The organism is Nonomuraea sp. NPDC004580, from assembly GCF_040609855.1.
Classification (GTDB): Bacteria; Actinomycetota; Actinomycetes; order Streptosporangiales; family Streptosporangiaceae; genus Nonomuraea; species Nonomuraea salmonea.
On the sequence record NZ_JBEXLH010000059.1, the window covers coordinates 15,604 to 31,812 of the forward strand.

At 72.3% G+C, this 16,209-nt stretch carries 14 protein-coding genes; 12 read left to right on the forward strand and 2 right to left on the reverse strand.

Translation table 11 applies throughout. From position 1 onward, the window contains the following. Positions 1-18 precede the first annotated feature (18 nt). The 9 genes from ABZW11_RS37470 (at position 19) to ABZW11_RS37510 (ending at position 10,301) form a co-directional block, all read left to right on the forward strand. Positions 19-981: a WYL domain-containing protein gene (locus tag ABZW11_RS37470; RefSeq protein ID WP_355428179.1), complete on the forward strand. Its 963-nt coding sequence runs from the start codon at positions 19-21 to the stop codon at positions 979-981. Positions 982-1,009: 28 nt separating this feature from the next. After that, the gene (locus tag ABZW11_RS37475; protein ID WP_355428182.1) at positions 1,010-1,984 is read left to right on the forward strand and encodes a WYL domain-containing protein; all 975 of its coding nucleotides are present in this window, start codon (positions 1,010-1,012) and stop codon (positions 1,982-1,984) included. Further along, a complete protein-coding gene (locus tag ABZW11_RS37480) occupies positions 1,981-2,181 on the forward strand; it encodes a hypothetical protein (RefSeq protein WP_355428185.1) in 201 nt (66 codons plus the stop codon). The genes ABZW11_RS37475 and ABZW11_RS37480 overlap by 4 nt, the downstream gene beginning before the upstream one ends. Before the next feature lie 29 nt (positions 2,182-2,210). Beyond that, the gene (gene tatA, locus ABZW11_RS37485; RefSeq protein ID WP_355428188.1) at positions 2,211-2,570 is read left to right on the forward strand and encodes a Sec-independent protein translocase subunit TatA; all 360 of its coding nucleotides are present in this window, start codon (positions 2,211-2,213) and stop codon (positions 2,568-2,570) included. Between the two features lie 89 nt (positions 2,571-2,659). After that, on the forward strand, positions 2,660-3,583 hold the full coding sequence (tatC, locus tag ABZW11_RS37490; RefSeq protein WP_355428191.1) for a twin-arginine translocase subunit TatC: 924 nt from the start codon (positions 2,660-2,662) through the stop codon (positions 3,581-3,583). 39 nt (positions 3,584-3,622) lie between these two features. After that, a complete protein-coding gene (locus ABZW11_RS37495; protein ID WP_355428194.1) occupies positions 3,623-4,510 on the forward strand; it encodes a YegS/Rv2252/BmrU family lipid kinase in 888 nt (295 codons plus the stop codon). A 100-nt stretch (positions 4,511-4,610) separates the two neighbouring features. Next, positions 4,611-7,340, forward strand: coding sequence for a DEAD/DEAH box helicase (locus tag ABZW11_RS37500; protein WP_355428197.1), 2,730 nt, complete (start codon positions 4,611-4,613; stop codon positions 7,338-7,340). Between the two features lie 281 nt (positions 7,341-7,621). Beyond that, the gene (locus ABZW11_RS37505; protein ID WP_355428200.1) at positions 7,622-9,475 is read left to right on the forward strand and encodes an ABC transporter ATP-binding protein; all 1,854 of its coding nucleotides are present in this window, start codon (positions 7,622-7,624) and stop codon (positions 9,473-9,475) included. Between the two features lie 244 nt (positions 9,476-9,719). Beyond that, a complete protein-coding gene (locus ABZW11_RS37510; RefSeq protein WP_355428203.1) occupies positions 9,720-10,301 on the forward strand; it encodes a helix-turn-helix domain-containing protein in 582 nt (193 codons plus the stop codon). Positions 10,302-10,304: 3 nt separating this feature from the next. Here ABZW11_RS37510 and ABZW11_RS37515 read toward each other — a convergent pair whose 3' ends face one another. Next, positions 10,305-10,499 carry a hypothetical protein gene (locus ABZW11_RS37515; protein ID WP_355428206.1) on the reverse strand — a complete coding sequence of 65 codons (195 nt, stop codon included), beginning with the start codon at positions 10,497-10,499 and terminating at the stop codon, positions 10,305-10,307. A gap of 246 nt (positions 10,500-10,745) precedes the next feature. On the opposite strand from ABZW11_RS37515, the gene ABZW11_RS37520 reads away from it, so the two are divergent. Then, the gene (locus tag ABZW11_RS37520) at positions 10,746-11,954 is read left to right on the forward strand and encodes a hypothetical protein (RefSeq protein WP_355428209.1); all 1,209 of its coding nucleotides are present in this window, start codon (positions 10,746-10,748) and stop codon (positions 11,952-11,954) included. A 108-nt stretch (positions 11,955-12,062) separates the two neighbouring features. Here the strand turns inward: ABZW11_RS37520 and ABZW11_RS37525 are convergent, their stop codons facing one another. Next, positions 12,063-12,959 (reverse strand): siderophore-interacting protein, encoded by an 897-nt coding sequence (locus tag ABZW11_RS37525; RefSeq protein WP_355428212.1) that lies wholly within the window; start codon positions 12,957-12,959, stop codon positions 12,063-12,065. A gap of 168 nt (positions 12,960-13,127) precedes the next feature. Here ABZW11_RS37525 and ABZW11_RS37530 point away from each other — a divergent pair, with 168 nt between their 5' ends. Further along, positions 13,128-15,188, forward strand: a complete 2,061-nt coding sequence (locus ABZW11_RS37530) for an alpha-galactosidase (protein ID WP_355428215.1) — start codon at positions 13,128-13,130, stop codon at positions 15,186-15,188. A gap of 90 nt (positions 15,189-15,278) precedes the next feature. Further along, positions 15,279-16,208, forward strand: a complete 930-nt coding sequence (locus tag ABZW11_RS37535; RefSeq protein WP_355428218.1) for an ACT domain-containing protein — start codon at positions 15,279-15,281, stop codon at positions 16,206-16,208. Position 16,209: the final 1 nt, after the last annotated feature.

Genomic DNA, 16,209 nt, shown 5'->3' on the forward strand with positions numbered 1-16,209 from the left:
GAAGGAGGAGTGAGGCAGATGTCGCGCCGGAAGACAGAACGGCTGCTCAATCTCGTGATCTGCCTGCTCGCCACCCGGCGCCCGCTGTCGGCCGAGCAGATCCGCCAGGCCGTCCCCGGTTACGACCGCGACGGCGACGAGGCGTTCCAGCGCATGTTCGAGCGTGACAAGAACGAGCTGCGCGAGATCGGCATCCCCATCGACGTGGTGCGCGACCCGTGGGAGGACGAGCCGGGCTACCGCATCGAGCGGGAGTCGTACGAGCTGCCGGAGATCACGCTGGAGCCCGACGAGGCGGCCGTGCTGGGCCTGGCGGCGCAGGTGTGGCAGCGCGCCAGCCTGGCCGAGGCCGCCTCGGGCGCGCTGCTGAAGCTGCGGGCCGGCGGCGTCGCCACCGACCAGCCGGTCGGCGGCTCGATGGGCGGCAGCGCGCTGGAGCTGCGCGTCGACACCCGCGACCCGGCCTTCCCCGCGCTGTGGAACGCCGTGCGCGACCGGCGCGTGGTCCGCTTCGACTACCGGGCGTCGGGCAGCGAGACCGTGCGCAGCCGCACCGTCGAGCCGTGGGGCGTGGTCAGCAGGCGCGGCCGCTGGTACCTCGCGGGGTTCGACCGCGACAGGGACGCGCCGCGCGCCTTCCGGCTCAGCAGGATCACCGGGCAGGTCACCGCCGTCGGCCGGCCCGGCGTGGTCGAGGTGCCCGCCGACGTCGATCTGCGGGCCATGGTGGCCTTCCCCGACGAGCCGAGCCACGAGCGGGTGGCCGTCGTGCGGGTCAGGCAGGGGACGTGCGAGGGGCTGCGGCGGCTGGCCAGGTCCGTACGCGAGGGCGGCGACGGCTGGGACGAGGCCGAGCTGGTCTTCTCCGACACGGAGCGGCTGGCCGGGTGGATGGCCAGCCTGGGCTCCGACGTCGAGGTCGTCGGGCCGCCCGACGCGCGCGAGGCCGTCATCTGCCGTCTGAAGGGAGCGCTGGCGTGAGCGGGCGTCTGGACGAGGGGGAACGGGAATGAGCGGGTCCGCCGATCGGCTGCCGCGGCTGCTTGCGCTGGTGCCGTACCTGATGTCGCACCCGGGGGCGCAGGTCGGCGAGGTGGCGGCGGTGTTCGGGCTGAGCGAGAAGCAGCTCATCGACGACCTGCAGCTCGTGTGGATGTGCGGGCTGCCCGGCCACACCCCGGGCGACCTCATCGACGTGTCGTGGGACGGCGGCGAGATCCTCATCGACAACGCCGAGACCATCGCGCGGCCGCTGCGGCTCGGCATCGACGAGGCCAGCGCGCTGCTGGTGGCGCTGCGCACGCTGGCCGCCAGGCCCGAGCTGGCCCTGCCCGAGGGCGGGGTGCCCGACGCGCTGCCGCGCGTGATGGCCAAGCTGGAGCGGGCCGCGGGCGAGGGCGCCGCGACCGTCAGCAGCCAGGTCGCCGTCGACGTCGACGCCGCGCCCGACGCGCTGCCCCGCGTGCGCGAGGGGCTCACCAAGGGGCGCAGGCTGTCGCTGCGCTACTACGTGCCGGGCCGCGACGAGGTGACGCCGCGCGAGGTCGACCCGATGCGGGTGCTGGTCGTGGACGGCCGCGCCTACCTGGAGGGCTGGTGCTACCGGGCCGAGGCGATGCGGCTGTTCCGCCTCGACCGGGTGCTCGGCGTCGAGGTGCTGGACGTGCCCGCCGACCCGCCCGCGGAGGCGGAGCCGCGCGACGTGACCGACGGCGTGTTCCGGCCCTCGCCCACCGACGAGCTGGTCGAGCTGGAGCTGAGCGCCGCCGGGCGGTGGGTGGCCGAGTACTACCCGTGCGAGCAGGTCACCGAGCTGGGCGAGGGCCGCCTGCGGGTCGCGCTGCGGGCCCGCGACGAGGACTGGATCCTGAAGCTGGCGCTGCGCCTCGGCGACACCGGCAGGGTCGTCTCGCCGCCCGCGATGGCCGAGACCGTGCGCAAGGAGGCCGAGCGGGCGCTCGCCCTGTACGCTCACCGGTCATGACCTGGATCTTCCTGTCCGTCGCGATCGGCGTGGCCGGGCTGGCGGTGCTGGCGGTGGCCGGTGCTCGCGTCGTGGCGGCGGCACGTACTCTGAGAAGGGAAGTGGCCGAGGCGCAGGCCCAGCTTGAGCCGCGGCGGGCCAGATTGACCGGCCAGGGGGGTGAGACCACGCCCCGGGCAGCGTACGATCGTGGCTGAAAGAGGCAACTCGCTAGAAAGGGCGTTTCATGCCGAACCTCGGAGTGCCCGAACTCCTGATCATCCTTTTGGCGCTGGTGCTGCTGTTCGGTGCGAAGAAGCTGCCCGACATGGCTCGCGGCATCGGCCGGTCGCTGCGCATCTTCAAGTCCGAGACCGCGAAGCTGCGCGATGACGACGACGACGTCCAGCACACCGCGCAGCCCGTCCAGCCGCAGGCGCGGGCCCACCCGCAGCCTCAGCCGGCGCAGCCGCAGCCGCTGCCGGCGACCCCCGCGGCCCCGCCCGCCCCCGCGCCCGGTCCGTCCGCCGAGGAGCAGGCCCGCCAGCTGGAGGAGCAGGCCGCGAGGCTGCGCGCCAGCGCCGCCCAGGCCGACAAGCACGCCTGACCCCACCCCTCCTCCTCACCCAGGACTGCTAGATGGCGCTGCTCAAACGATCGAGCGATTCGGAGCAAGTCCGCGACCCCGAGGGTCGCATGCCCCTCATGGAGCACCTGCGCGAGCTGCGCAACCGGCTGCTGATCGCGCTGGCCGCCGTGATCGTGGGCATCATCGTGGGCTGGTTCTTCTTCGATCCGGTGTGGGCCTACATCAAAGAGCCGTTCTGTGACACCCCGCAGGCGCAGCAGCTGCGCGAAGGGCAGTGCACACTCACCTACGGCGGCATCTTCCAGTCGTTCTTCCTGACGCTGAAGGTCTCGGCGCTCGTCGGCCTCGTCGTCTCCTCACCCGTCTGGCTGTACCAGATCTGGGCGTTCGTCACGCCCGCCCTCTACCGCAACGAGAAGCGCTACTCGATCACGTTCCTCGGGATCGCGGTCCCGCTGTTCCTGCTCGGCGCCGCTCTCGCCTACTTCATCATGGACACCAGCCTGGCGATCCTGCTGGGCTTCGCACCGAGCGACACCGTCGCGACCATCCAGATCGACGAGTACCTCGGCTACGTGCTCATCATGCTGGTGATCTTCGGCGTCTCGTTCGAGCTGCCGCTGCTACTGGTGTTCCTCAACATCATCGGTGTCCTGTCGCACGCCACGGTCAAGAAGCACCGGCGCACCGTCATCTTCATCATGTTCGTCTTCGGCGCGGTGATCACGCCGGGCGGCGACCCGCTGACGATGATGGCGCTCGCCATGCCGATGATCGTGCTCTACTTCGTCGCCGAGGGCGTCATCCACCTGCGCGAGAGGCGCGGGGCGGGCAGGAGCGAGTTCGACCACCTGTCCGATGACGAGGCTTCCCCGCTGGCCGAGGACGACGCGCCGGTCGAGACGCCCGCGCCTGCCGCGTCGGCCGCAGAACCTCCTGCCGGGCCGCCTGCTGGGCCGCCTGCGAGACCCACCGCTGGGCCGACCACTGGGCCCGCCGATGAGGAGCCGCCGGGCACCGACAAGCGCTGAGGCATTCCCCCGCCGCCCAGGAGGCGATAGGTTCCGGGCGTGTCCCCGCAACTCGCCCTCCTGGTCAATCCCGCCGCCCGCGGCGGGCGTACGCTGCGCCTGCTCGAGCCCGTGGCGCGCCGGCTGCGTGCCGGAGGGGCCGAGCTGTCCGTGATCGTCGGTGACGACGCCGCCGACGCCCTCGAACGCGCCTGCACCGCCGTCTCCGAGCGGCCCGACGCGCTCGTCGCCTTCGGCGGCGACGGGCTGGTCCACCTGGCCGTGCAGGCGGTGGCCGGCACCGACGTGCCGCTCGGCATCATCCCCGCGGGCACCGGCAACGACATCGCCGCCGCGCTCGGCGTGCCGCCCAAGGATCCGCTGGCCGCGGCCAGGGCCGTGCTGCGGATGAAGACGCGGCTGGTGGACGCCGCCCGCATCAGGGCCGGGGCCTCCGAGGAGCTGTTCGCCGGGGTGGCGTGCTGCGGCTTCGACTCGCGGGTCAACGAGCGCGCCAACGGCCTCACCTGGCCGCCCGGCATGGCCCGCTACCTGGTGGCGACCGCGCGGGAGCTGCGCGCGTTCAAGCCGATCCCGTTCCGCATCACCTACGACGACACCGAGGTGGTCGAGCGGGAGGCGATGCTGGTCGCGGTGGCCAACACGACGTCGTACGGCGCCGGCATGCGGGTCTGCCCCGATGCCAGGCCCGACGACGGACTCCTGGACGTCGTGCTGCTGAACGCGCTGTCCACGGGGGAGTTCGTCCGCGTCTTCCCGAGCGTCTACCGGGGCAGCCACGTACGGCATCCCGCCGTGTCGGTGCGGCGGGTGCGCAGCGTGCGGGTGGAGGCGCCCGAGGTGGTCGCCTACGCCGACGGCGAACGCGTCGGCGAGACCCCGCTGCACTGCGAGGTCCGGCCGGGGGCGTTACGCGTCATCGTATGAAATCTACTTTGTAAAGGCGCCGGGCCGGTGCCGCCTGCTCGAAGTTCCGTGAACGGCGGCAAGGACGGACCGGAATGGCGGTTTCGGTAGGCTGGCGATTATGACAACGCCAGCGGAACGCTATGCGGCCTTCCGTCAGAGACACGGGGACGACGGGGCCGCGCTGAGATCGTTCCGAGGTCTCTACGACTTCGCGCTGGACGACTTCCAGCTCGACGCCTGCCGGGCCCTGGAGGCCGGAGACGGCGTCCTGGTGGCGGCGCCCACGGGGTCGGGCAAGACGGTGGTCGGCGAGTTCGCCGTCCACCTGGCCTTGGAGCAGGGCCGCAAGTGCTTCTACACCACCCCCATCAAGGCGCTGTCCAACCAGAAGTACAACGACCTGGTCAAGCGCTACGGCACCGCCAAGGTCGGGCTGCTGACGGGCGACAACAGCGTCAACGGCGAGGCGCCGATCGTCGTCATGACGACCGAGGTGCTGCGCAACATGCTCTATGCGGGCTCGGCGACGCTGGCCGGGCTCGGGTTCGCGGTGATGGACGAGGTGCACTACCTCGCCGACCGGTTCCGCGGCGCGGTCTGGGAAGAGGTGATCATCCACCTGCCGGAGTCGGTGCGGCTGGTGGCGCTGTCGGCGACGGTGAGCAACGCCGAGGAGTTCGGCGAGTGGATGGGCGAGGTGCGCGGCGACACGACGGTGATCGTCGACGAGCACCGTCCCGTGCCGCTGTGGCAGCACATGATGGTGGGCAACCGCATCTACGACCTGTTCATGACCGACGATCTGACGCCGCGGATCAACCCGACGCTGATGCGGGTGACGCGTGACGCGGAGCGGCTGACGGCGGGGCGGGGCAGGCGGGGTTACGGCCGGGCGCCGCGTTCGCGGCCGCGCCCGCCGGACCGGGTGCAGGTGATCGAGAAGCTCGACGGCGAGGGGCTGCTGCCGGCGATCACGTTCATCTTCTCGCGGGCGGGGTGTGACGCGGCGGTGCAGCAGTGCCTGTCGGCGGGGATCCGGCTGACGACCGACCGGGAGCGGCACGAGATCAGGCAGCTGGTCGACGAGCGCACCGCGCACCTGCCGGACGAGGACCTGGCGGTGCTGGGTTACCTGGAGTGGCGTGACGGGCTCGAGCGGGGCCTGGCGGCGCATCACGCGGGCATGCTGCCGGCGTTCAAGGAGGTCGTGGAGGAGCTGTTCACCCGCGGCCTGGTGAAGGCGGTGTTCGCGACGGAGACGCTGGCGCTGGGCATCAACATGCCGGCGCGCAGTGTGGTGATCGAGAAGCTGGACAAGTGGAACGGTGAGACGCACGCGGATCTGACGCCGGGGGAGTACACCCAGCTGACGGGGCGGGCGGGGCGGCGCGGCATCGACGTCGAGGGTCATGCGGTGGTGCTGTGGCAGCCGGGCATGGATCCGCTGTCGGTGGCGGGGCTCGCGGGCACCCGTACGTATCCGCTGCGGTCGAGTTTCCAGCCGTCGTACAACATGGCGGTCAACCTGGTCGGGCAGTTCGGCAGAGAGCGGGCCAGGGCGCTGCTGGAGGAGTCGTTCGCGCAGTTCCAGGCCGATCGTGCGGTGGTGGGGCTGGCCAAGCAGCTGCGCAAGCACGAGGAGGCGCTGGAGGGCTACCAGGAGGCGATGACGTGCCACCTGGGCGACTTCCCCGAGTACGCGGCGCTGCGGCGGCGGCTGTCCGATCGTGAGGCGGAGCTGTCGCGGCAGCGGGGTGCGGCGCGGCGGGCGGCGGCGGTGCGGTCGCTGGAGGCGTTGCAGCCGGGTGACGTGATCAGGGTGCCGGGCGGGCGGCGGGCCGGGCTGGCGATCGTGCTGGATCCTGGCCGTAATCCGCGTGCTCACGGGCCGAGCCCGCTGGTGCTGACCATCGGCAAGCAGGTGAAGAAGCTGGATCCGGCGGACTTCCCCGTGCCGGTGGAGCCGCTGGAGAAGGTGCGCATCCCGAAGAACTTCAACGGGCGTTCGCCGAAGGAGCGGGCGAACCTGATCTCGACGCTGATGGCGAAGATCGGTGACCGTGATCTCGGCAAGCCGGCGCGGGCGCGTGACCACACGGTGGAGGACGACGAGGTCAACGAGCTGCGGCGGCGCATCAGGCAGCATCCGTGCCACGGGTGTGACGACCGTGAGGACCACGCGCGGTGGGCCGAGCGTTATTACAAGCTGCTGCGTGAGACCGAGGGGCTGCGGCGGCGGGTGGAGGGGCGTTCGCATGTGATCTCGCGGACGTTCGACCGGATCTGCTCGGTGCTTGAGCAGCTGGGTTACCTGCGCGACGAGACGGTCACCGATGAGGGGCGGCGGCTCGGGCGGCTCTACACCGAGCTGGATCTGCTGACGGCCGAGTGCCTGCGTAACGGGTTGTGGGAGGAGCTCGATCCGGCGGAGCTGGCGGCGTGCGTGTCGGCGCTGGTGTTCGAGTCGCGGGCGTCGGACGACACGCGGCGGCCGAAGATCCCGGCGGGGCGGGCGCAGGACGCGTTGTCGGCGATGATCCGGCTGTGGGGTGAGCTGGAGGGCATCGAGTCCGACCATGGGCTGTCGACGATCAGGGAGCCCGATCTGGGGTTCGCGTGGGCGGCGTTCCGGTGGACGAAGGGGCATTCGCTGGACGCGGTGCTGATGGAGGGCGTCAACGGCAACGAGCTGGCGGCGGGTGACTTCGTGCGGTGGGTCAAGCAGTTGATGGACCTGCTGGGTCAGCTGGGGAACGCGGCGCCGGAGGGCAGCAAGATCAGGCAGACGTCGGTGAAGGCGATGGATGCGATGCGGCGGGGTGTGGTGGCGTACTCGTCGCTGACCTGACGCCGTTGCCGAAGGCGTCCCCGATACGAGGTTTCGGGGGCGCCTTTGGCGTTGTCGTGACCGCCTTTTTGTGTTTTTACCGGTGGGCGGGAGGCTTTACTTCTTCGCCGGAACGGCCTTTCTGTTCGGGCTTTACCAGTCAAGCCTTCCTGAAATCAGCGATTATCTGCTGATTTATCGCAATTCGGGTGCTAGCGTCCGATTTGTCAGTGTTCAGCCAACGGGGGAGGAATCATGGCGAACACGCAACTGTCCCAGGTCGGCTTCCAGCAAGGATGGGGATGCCGCAGGCGGCGTCGCTGGCGCAGGTGGGGCTGGTGCGCCCGTCGCAGGTGGTGGGGGTGCTAGAACCCCCAGATGAGGGCCGGCGGCCTGGCCGCCGGCTCTCCTTCAGCGCCTCCGGCCGTGAACTCGCGCCGGCGATCACCATTCGCCGGACGTTCCGCGAGTTCTGGCCGGACACTCGCGGTCTGCGGCGGCTCTTCGCGGCGGGCGTGGTCTTCGCCATCCTGGCCGCGCTCTGCGAGGTCGCCGCGATCCGCCTGTTCGGGCACATCACCGACGAGGTGCTGACGACCCGTCAACTCGACGCCTTCTGGTCACCGGCCTCCGTCTGGCTGGGGCTCGCCGTGCTCGCCGGGCTGCTGTCCTTCGGCGGGGCCTACACCACCGCACTGGGCGCCGAGCGGTTCCTGCTGGCCCTGCGCGACCGCGTGTACGCGCACGTGCAGACGCTCGCCCCCGACTTCTCCGAGAAGCGGCGGCTGGGCGACCTGATGGCGCGCATGACGGACGACGTGGAGGCCATCGAGGAACTGGTCGGGTCCGGGCTGGTCAAGGCCATCACCACGGTGGCCGGGATCATCTTCTTCGCCGGGGCCGCGTTCTTCATCCGATGGGACCTGGCCCTGCTGACGATGGCGCTGATCCCGCTGTTCCTGATCACCTCGAAGGTGTTCGCCTCGAGGTTCAGGACGGCGGCGGCGCGCGAGCGGGCCAGCAACGGGGCGATGAACAGCGTCCTGGAGGAGGGGCTGGCCAACCAGCCGCTCGTGCAGTCGTACAACCGGCAGGGCGAGGAGTCCCGCCGGCTGCACGCCGAGGGGCGCGGCTGGTTGCGGGCCAACATGTCGCAGGCCTGGCTGGCGGGGCTCTACAACCCGGCGGTGCAGGTCATCGAGACGGTCTGCCTGATCGCCATCCTCGGGTTCGGCGCGTGGGAGATCGCGGCGGGCCGGCTGACGATCGGCGGGCTGCTGTCGTTCGCGGCGTACCTGGCCCTGCTCTACCCGGCCGTGCAGAGCCTGGGCGAGCTGGCCCTGACGGTGTCGGAGGCGGCGGCCGGGTCGGACCGGGTGATCGAGATCCTGCGTACCGAGCCTGCCGTCCGCGACGCCGACGACGCGGTCCCGGCCGGCCGGTGCGGTGGCCGGATCGACTTCGACGGGGTGAGCTTCACCTACCCGGGACGGGGCCGGCCGGTGCTGCGTGACCTGTCGTTCACCGTGGAGCCCGGCGAGGTCGTCGTGATCACCGGGCCCAGCGGGGCGGGCAAGTCCACGCTGGCCAAGTTGCTGCTGCGGTTCTACGACCCGGACTCGGGCCGCATCCTGCTGGACGGCACCGACGTCCGGAGGCTGACGCGGCAGTCGCTGCGCGAGAACATCACGGTCCTGCACCAGGAGACGCTGCTGTTCTCCGGCTCGGTACGCGACAACATCGCCTACGGCCGGCCGGGCGCCTCGCTCGACGAGGTGATCAGGGCGGCCGAGGTGGCCGGGGTGCACGACTTCGCCAAGCTGCTGCCGAAGGGATACGACTCGCCGGTCGGGCAGCGCGGCCGGCTGCTGTCCGGCGGGCAGCGGCAGCGCATCGCGATCGCCAGGGCCATCCTGCGCGACACGCCGGTGCTCGTGCTCGACGAGCCCGTCACCGGGCTGGACGTCGCCACCGCCGCCCACGTCATGCGGCCGCTGCGGCGGCTCATGGCCGGGCGTACCACGCTGCTCATCACGCACGACCTGCGGCAGGCGCCGGAGGGGGCGCGGGTGATCGAGATCGAGCCGGTTCCGCGGGAGGAGCGGATCCGGCTCAAGCGGGTAGGCGCCCGGTCCGGCGGGGGAGCGTCTCCGTGACCCCCGGCTCGCCGGCCCGGCACCCGTCCCGGCACTCCGGGGCGGGTGCCGGGCTTTTCGGAGGTCCGTGATTCGGGCCTGACCCGTCCTGACCATCTGGGGCGGGTGCCGGGCTGTTCGGGGTTCTGCTGAGCTTTTGGGGCTGTATGTGGGGGAATCTCCTCGATAGAATCGGAGAGCTTTCTCCGTTTGTCGCCGCGGGCCCGCTCTCCGCCTGCCGGCGGGCCGAAGGCAGGTGGAGATCTTGGGCGACGATCACGGCGCCGCCAGGCCGCTGCGGGCCGATGCCCGGCGCAACAGGGAGCGGGTGCTGCAGATCGCGCAGGAGGCGCTGGCCAGTGACGGCCTGACCATCTCCTTCGACGAGATCGCCCGCCGCGCCGGGTTCGGGGTCGGCACCGTCTACCGGCACTTCCCCACCAAGGAGGCGTTGTTCGAGGCGGTGCTGCTGGGGCGGATCGAGCGGTTCGTGGCCGACGCCCGCGCGCTCGCCACCGCCGAGGACGCCGGGCGGGCGTTCTTCGGCTGGTTCGCGGGAGTGGTCGAGCAGGCGGCGGTCAACCAGGCGTTGTGCGACATGCTGGACAGCGGCGCGGCGATGCCGCTGCGGCCGGGCTCCACGCTGGCCGGTGACTTCGCCGCCGCTCTGGGCCGGCTGCTGGTGCGGGCGCAGCGGGTGGGCGCGGTGCGCGCCGACCTCACCGCGGGGGACGCGCTCGACCTGCTGCGCGGCTGCCTCGTCGCCGAGCGCGGCGCGCGGGCCAGGGGCGGGGCGGTCCGGCTGGCGGACGTGGTGTGCGACGGGATGCGCGCCCGTTCACCTTGACCGTCACCAGGTCAGGTGTCGGTCGAGGCCGGGGATCCGGAGCAGGCGGCGCATCGGGGGCGGGAGGTTGACGCGGTGTACGGGCGTGTGCCGGCTGAGCGCCCGGTCGTGCACGGAGAGGAGGATGCCGAGCTCGCCCGAGACGCTGACGATCTGGGTTCCGTTGTGGCGGCTGGTGGTCAGGTGAAGAGGATCCATGTGCCGATCCGCGCTCTTCTCACACGGCCGGGGTCATCCTGACGTGGGCGCGGACCCGCCCGTTCTTGTCCGGATGGACAGGAGAAATCTTGGACAAGTCAATTCCGGTTACCACGTGAAAGAAATTTCATCCCGGGCGACGTGCGCGGCGACCTGATCGTTATTTGTGGGAATATTCGGGTTTGTCGGGGTTGGTCACACTACGCTGCTACCGCTTGCCGAGTACGAGGGAAAGCGGACGACATCGTGTTCATCGCAGTCACAGTGCTGGCCGCCGCCGTGGTTGGTGCGGTGGTCTGGTGGTTCCGCCGGGATCCGGTGGAGGGTGGGGCCGGAGACAGGTTCGAGGCGGAGCCTCTCGGCGGGTTGCTGCCGCCCGACACGGAGGCTGTTTTCGTGGAGGGCCTGCGGGCGTACCACGACTCGGGCAGCGCGATCCGGGTGGACGGGGAGCTGGAGGTGGTGGTGGCGTACGAGCCGCCGCGGTCGGTCTCCCTGCGCCTGCTCGCCGACGCCTTCGCGGCCCGGGGGGACGCCGCGCTGCACGACCCGCAGGGCACGGTCGCGGAGCTGATGGACGAGTTCACGGCCACCGAACGGCCGGGCGTCCTGCACCTGCGCGGCGGCCTGCCCGCCGACGATCTGGACGACGTGGCGGACCTGGACGGCATGAACGCCGACCGCCTCGCCGCAGCGGTGGCCGAGGTCGTGGCCGAGGTCGTGGCGGAGACGGTGGCGGAGATGGTGGCCCACACGACCGCGGCCGGCGCGGCGGTGGCCGGTTCCAGCGTGAGCACGGCGGCGGCTGACACGGCGGCTGACACGGCGGCTGACACGGCGGCTGACAGGGCGGCTGACGCGGCGGTGGCCGGTGCCGGCGCGGGCGTGCCAGCGGCCGACGCGGCGGTGGCCGGTACCGGAGTGAGCGCGACAGGGACCGACGCTGGTGCGGGCGCGACTGCGGTGGCTGACGCGAACGTGGGCGGGACGGTGGTGGCCGACGCGGCTGTGGACGGGACGGCGGTGAGCGGGGCCGAGGGGCGGGGTCTCTGGGCGGCGGAGACGAGGCTCGGGGCGCTGCACATCCGCGTCCCGGCCCCGGCCCCGGCGGCGCCGGCGGGGAAGACGGGCTCGGCCGACGGCGGACCGGACGAGAGCGGGCCTGGCGGAAGGACCCATGTCAACGGGACGCCCGTCAAGCCCCTGCACACCGCCGAGGAAGCGGCGCCGGAGGTGGAGGCGGGCCGGCCGAACACGCTCATGCTGGACCTGGCCCGTGTCCTCGACCGCTGCCGCGAGGTGCGCGAGCTGCGGCCGGACGCGCCGGCCGAGGACGTGCTGCGCGAGGCGGTCACGGACCTCCTCGCCGCCGACGGCCCTGGCATGACGTGGGCCCACCCGCCCAGCCCGGCCCAGCGCCGCCTCGTGCAGGGAGGCTCCCCGGAGCCGCACTGACGCCCGCCTTCCGACAGCGTCGCCCACGGGAACCCGGTGGACGACGCTGCGGGCAGGGGTCGGCGGTTGCCGGGGACTGGCGAGGGTGGCCGAGGGGCGGTGGCGGGGTCAGCCGGTGTTCTCGGCGCGGCCCTGGCGCCAGTAGCCCATGAAGGCGACTGCTCGGCGGTCCATGCCGCGTTCGGCCACGAGGTGGCGGCGCAGCGTTTTGATGACGCCGGCCTCGCCGGCCAGCCAGGCGTACAAGGGGCCGTGGTCGGCTGTGTCCTGGGGGACTTCCCACAGTTCGTCGGTGTCGACGTCCACGTCCTCGAAGGAGTCGGGGGCGGCGGACAGCGGGGGGAGCAGGCGGGCGGCGGCGGCGCGGACGGCGGGGACGAGTTCGGCGCCGCGTTCGCCGCCGTTCCTGGCGAGCCAGGTGACCTTGATGTCGGCGGGCTCGGTGATCGGCAGGACGTCGGCGTCGAGGGGCACCTCCATGAGCACCTCGCCGGCCAGGTGCGCGGGGATGCGTTCGAGGATGGCGCAGATGGCGGGCACGGCGGTCTCGTCGCCGGCGATGAGCACGCAGCCGGTACCGGTGGGCGGCCGGAACTCCAGGCCGCCGTGCGGCCCCTCGTGGACGCCGTTGGGGCCGAGGAGGGCAGCGACGTCGCCGGGCCGCACCTGATCGGCCCAGCGGGCGGCGGGGCCGCCGTCGGGGTGCATGACGACGTCCACATCGACCTCGCCGGCCTGCGGGCGGACCGTACGGGCGGTGTAGGTGCGCATCACGTTGCGCCTGCCGGAGTCCAGTTCGCGCCAGCGCTGGTACCAGTCGGGGCCCTTGGGCAGGTACGTCATGCCGTGCTCAGCACCGGGGAGGAAGAGCTTCACCCGCTGGTCGAAGCCGTTGTCGGCGAACTCGTGCAGGTCGTCGCCGGTGAAGGTGACGCGCAGGAAGGACGGGCTGAGGCGTTCGAGCCGGTCCACTCGTACGTCGAACATGCGAAAGGGCTCGGTCATCCCCGGAATCCTCCAACGAAGTTATTAGGTGAGCCTAACCTAAACGATCGTGGGGATTTAGGCCAGCCGGGGTTAGTGCATCGGCCCCACTCGGGACGATAACGTCGTGAACGGTGAAAACCGGGCCTCAGTGCCCGCCCCCAGATTGGAGCCCCGAACTTGTCTCCTGTGATCCTCTCCGCGGCCGGTGCCGCGCTGGTGCTCGACGCCTCCGGCCCCGGGCTGCCCCGGGCACGGCACTTCGGCGCGGACCCGGGAGCAGGGCAGGACCTGGCGGTGGTGCTGGCCCCCTCGCCGGGCGCGCCCGCGCCGTCGCTGCTGCCCGCCCAGGCCGAGTCCTGGTACGGCAGGCCGGGGCTGTCCGGCGTCCGGGACGGCGAGCACTGGCCGGTCCGCTGGAGCGTGGAAGGGCTCGACGTCGCGGCGGAGCCGGGCGCGGGCGGCACGGTGACCGTGACGGCCGCCGACGAGCGGGCCGGGCTGCGGCTGGTGTGCGAGCTGGTCATGGAGGGCAGCGGGCTGGTGCGCATGCGGCACGCGGTGACGAACACGGCCGCGTCCCCGTACCGGGTGGAGGGGCTGGTGTGCACGCTGCCGGTGCCGGCCCGCGCCGGCGAGCTGCTCGACTTCACCGGCCGGTGGGCGCTGGAGAAGGTGCCGCAGCGCAGGGAGTTCACCCGCGGGGTGTGGTCGCGGGAGAACCGGCGGGGCCGCACAGGACACGACGGCACCGGGCTGCTGATCGCCGGGACCGGCGGGTTCGGGTTCCGTGGGGGCGAGGTGTGGGCCGTGCACGCCGGCTGGAGCGGCGACCACGTGCACTACGCCGAGCGGCTGCCCGAGGGCGTGTCGCTGCTGGGCGCCGGTGAGCTGCTGGAGCCGGGCGAGGTCGTGCTGGCACAGGACGCGACGTACCGGACGCCGTGGGTGTTCTTCACCTGGTCGGGGAGCGGTCTGGACGATGCGGCGGCGCGGCTGCACGAGCACCTGCGCGCCCGCCCGCTGCCCGTGCGCCCGGTCACGCTGAACAACTGGGAGGCCACCTACTTCGACCACGGCCTCGACCGGCTGCTGGAGCTCGCCGAGCGGGCCGCCGCGGCCGGCATCGAGCGGTTCGTGCTGGACGACGGCTGGTTCCGGCACCGCCGCCACGACCGGGCCGGGCTCGGCGACTGGTACGTGGACGAAGGCGTCTGGCCGGACGGCCTGCACCCGCTCGCCGACCGGGTGCGGAAGCTGGGCATGCAGTTCGGGCTGTGGTTCGAGCCCGAGATGGTCAACCCCGACTCCGACCTGGCCCGCGAGCACCCCGACTGGATCCTCGCCCGGCCGGAGCGGATGCCGCCGCCGCAGCGCAACCAGCAGGTGCTCGACCTGGCCAGGCCGGAGGCGTACGCGTACCTGCTGGAGCGGATCGACGCGCTGGTGCGCGAATACCGGCTCGACTACATCAAGTGGGACCACAACCGCGACATCGCCGAGCCTGTGCACGACGGCGCGCCCGGCGTGCACGCGCAGACCCTCGCCACCTACCGGCTGCTGGACGAGCTGCGCGAGCGTCACCCCGGCCTGGAGATCGAGTCGTGCTCGTCCGGCGGGGCGCGCATCGACTACGGCATCCTGGCGCGCACCGACCGGGTGTGGACGTCCGACTGCAACGACGCGCTCGACCGCCAGCAGATCCAGCGCTGGACCGGGCTGCTGGTGCCGCCGGAGCGGATGGGCAGCCACGTCGGCGCGCCCCGCGACCACAGCACCGGCAGGATGCTGCCGCTGACGTTCCGGGCGGCGACCGCGCTGTTCGGGCACATGGGGGTGGAGTGGGACATCACCTCGGCAAGCGCCGAGGAGCTGGCGGAGCTGACCGCCTGGATCGCGCTGCACAAGCGGCTGCGGCCCGTGCTGCACGCCGGGCGGGTCGTGCGGGCCGACCATCCTGACCCGACGTCGCTGCTGCACGGCGTGGTGCTGCCCGAGCGGGGCGTGTTCGCGTACGTGCAGGCCGGCTCGCGGCTGGAGGTCGGGCCCAGCCCGCTGCGGCTGCCCGGGCTGGACCCCGCCGCCACGTACGAGGTGCGCCTGGCCGGGCCCGTGCCCGCCCGCACCCTGCTGCCCGACTGGGCCGCCGGGCCCGTCCGGCTGTCCGGGGCCGTGCTGGGCGAGCTGGGGCTGCCCGCGCCCGCCATGCCGGCGACGTCCGCGCTCGTCATCGAGGTGGAACGGGTCTGAGATCAGGTGCCGGGGTGGTGCACGCGGTTTAATGCGGTCGCAACGCGGACGCCCGTGATCAGGTAACACGGGTGCCGCAGACTGAGGGTCATGAGTGATGCACCCAAAGTAACGTCTCGCCCCGGCTCCGGACCGCCGCACCTTCCCGAGCGGGCCTGGTGGCGGGAGCTGGTCGAGATCGCCGCGCTGTTCGTCGCGGTCGGTCTGGCGCACCTGCTCGCCACCCTGCTCGGGCATCAGGAGCCTGGGCCCGTCGTGCTCGTCGGGCTGGGCGCGGCGCTGATCGTCGGGGCGGCGGTTCACCGCAGATGGGGATACCGCAGATGGGGACACGGCCACCGGGGAGACGGCCGGCTGGGACACGGCCGCCTGGGACACGGCCGCCTGGGAGACCGCCGCCCGGCCGGGCGTGCGGTGCGGCGCGAGAAGGCAGCGCTTCCTGAGGTCAGCGGGCGGGGCATGACCCTCTGGCGGATCCGGATGCGGGTGGTGGAGCGGCCGGGGCGGCTGGCCACCGTCGCGGGCGCGTTCGGGCGGCTCGGGTGCAACATCCTGGCACTGCACATCGCGCCGACCGGGGGCGGCGCGATCACGCCCGCCGGGTGCGACGCGCTCGACGAGTTCGTCATCGAGGCGCCGCGCGACCTCGCGCCTCAGATGCTCGCCGCGGCGCTGACCGAGGCGGGCGGTCATGACGTGGTGATCGTGCCCGCCCGGGTCACCGACCTCACCGACCCGGGCGTCCAGGCGCTCGTGCTGGCGCAGCGGGTCGGCGACGATCCCGGCAGGCTGCCCGAGGCGCTGGGCGAGCTGCTGCGGGCCTCCGACGTGGAGTGGCGGCGGCCGGGGGACACCATGGTGGACGACGATGCCGATCCCAACACCACCATGGTGGTCTCGGTGAACCCGGACAGGGCGCTGCTGGTGCGGCGGCCCGGGCTGCCGTTCACGCCGACCGAGGCGGCCCGCGCCGCCGCCCTCGCCGCGTCCGCCGCCCACGCCCGCTACCACCCGGGGTGAG

Bases quoted from the DNA above. Each gene is read 5' to 3' on its own strand.
- tatA (WP_355428188.1), top strand. From the start codon at position 2,211: ATGCCGAACCTCGGAGTGCCCGAACTCCTGATCATCCTTTTGGCGCTG.
- ABZW11_RS37475 (WP_355428182.1), top strand. From the start codon at position 1,010: ATGAGCGGGTCCGCCGATCGGCTGCCGCGGCTGCTTGCGCTGGTGCCG.
- ABZW11_RS37500 (WP_355428197.1), top strand. From the start codon at position 4,611: ATGACAACGCCAGCGGAACGCTATGCGGCCTTCCGTCAGAGACACGGG.
- ABZW11_RS37525 (WP_355428212.1), bottom strand. From the start codon at position 12,959: ATGACCGAGCCCTTTCGCATGTTCGACGTACGAGTGGACCGGCTCGAA.
- tatC (WP_355428191.1), top strand. From the start codon at position 2,660: ATGCCCCTCATGGAGCACCTGCGCGAGCTGCGCAACCGGCTGCTGATC.
- ABZW11_RS37480 (WP_355428185.1), top strand. From the start codon at position 1,981: ATGACCTGGATCTTCCTGTCCGTCGCGATCGGCGTGGCCGGGCTGGCG.
- ABZW11_RS37535 (WP_355428218.1), top strand. From the start codon at position 15,279: ATGAGTGATGCACCCAAAGTAACGTCTCGCCCCGGCTCCGGACCGCCG.
- ABZW11_RS37470 (WP_355428179.1), top strand. From the start codon at position 19: ATGTCGCGCCGGAAGACAGAACGGCTGCTCAATCTCGTGATCTGCCTG.
- ABZW11_RS37505 (WP_355428200.1), top strand. From the start codon at position 7,622: ATGCCGCAGGCGGCGTCGCTGGCGCAGGTGGGGCTGGTGCGCCCGTCG.
- ABZW11_RS37515 (WP_355428206.1), bottom strand. From the start codon at position 10,499: ATGGATCCTCTTCACCTGACCACCAGCCGCCACAACGGAACCCAGATC.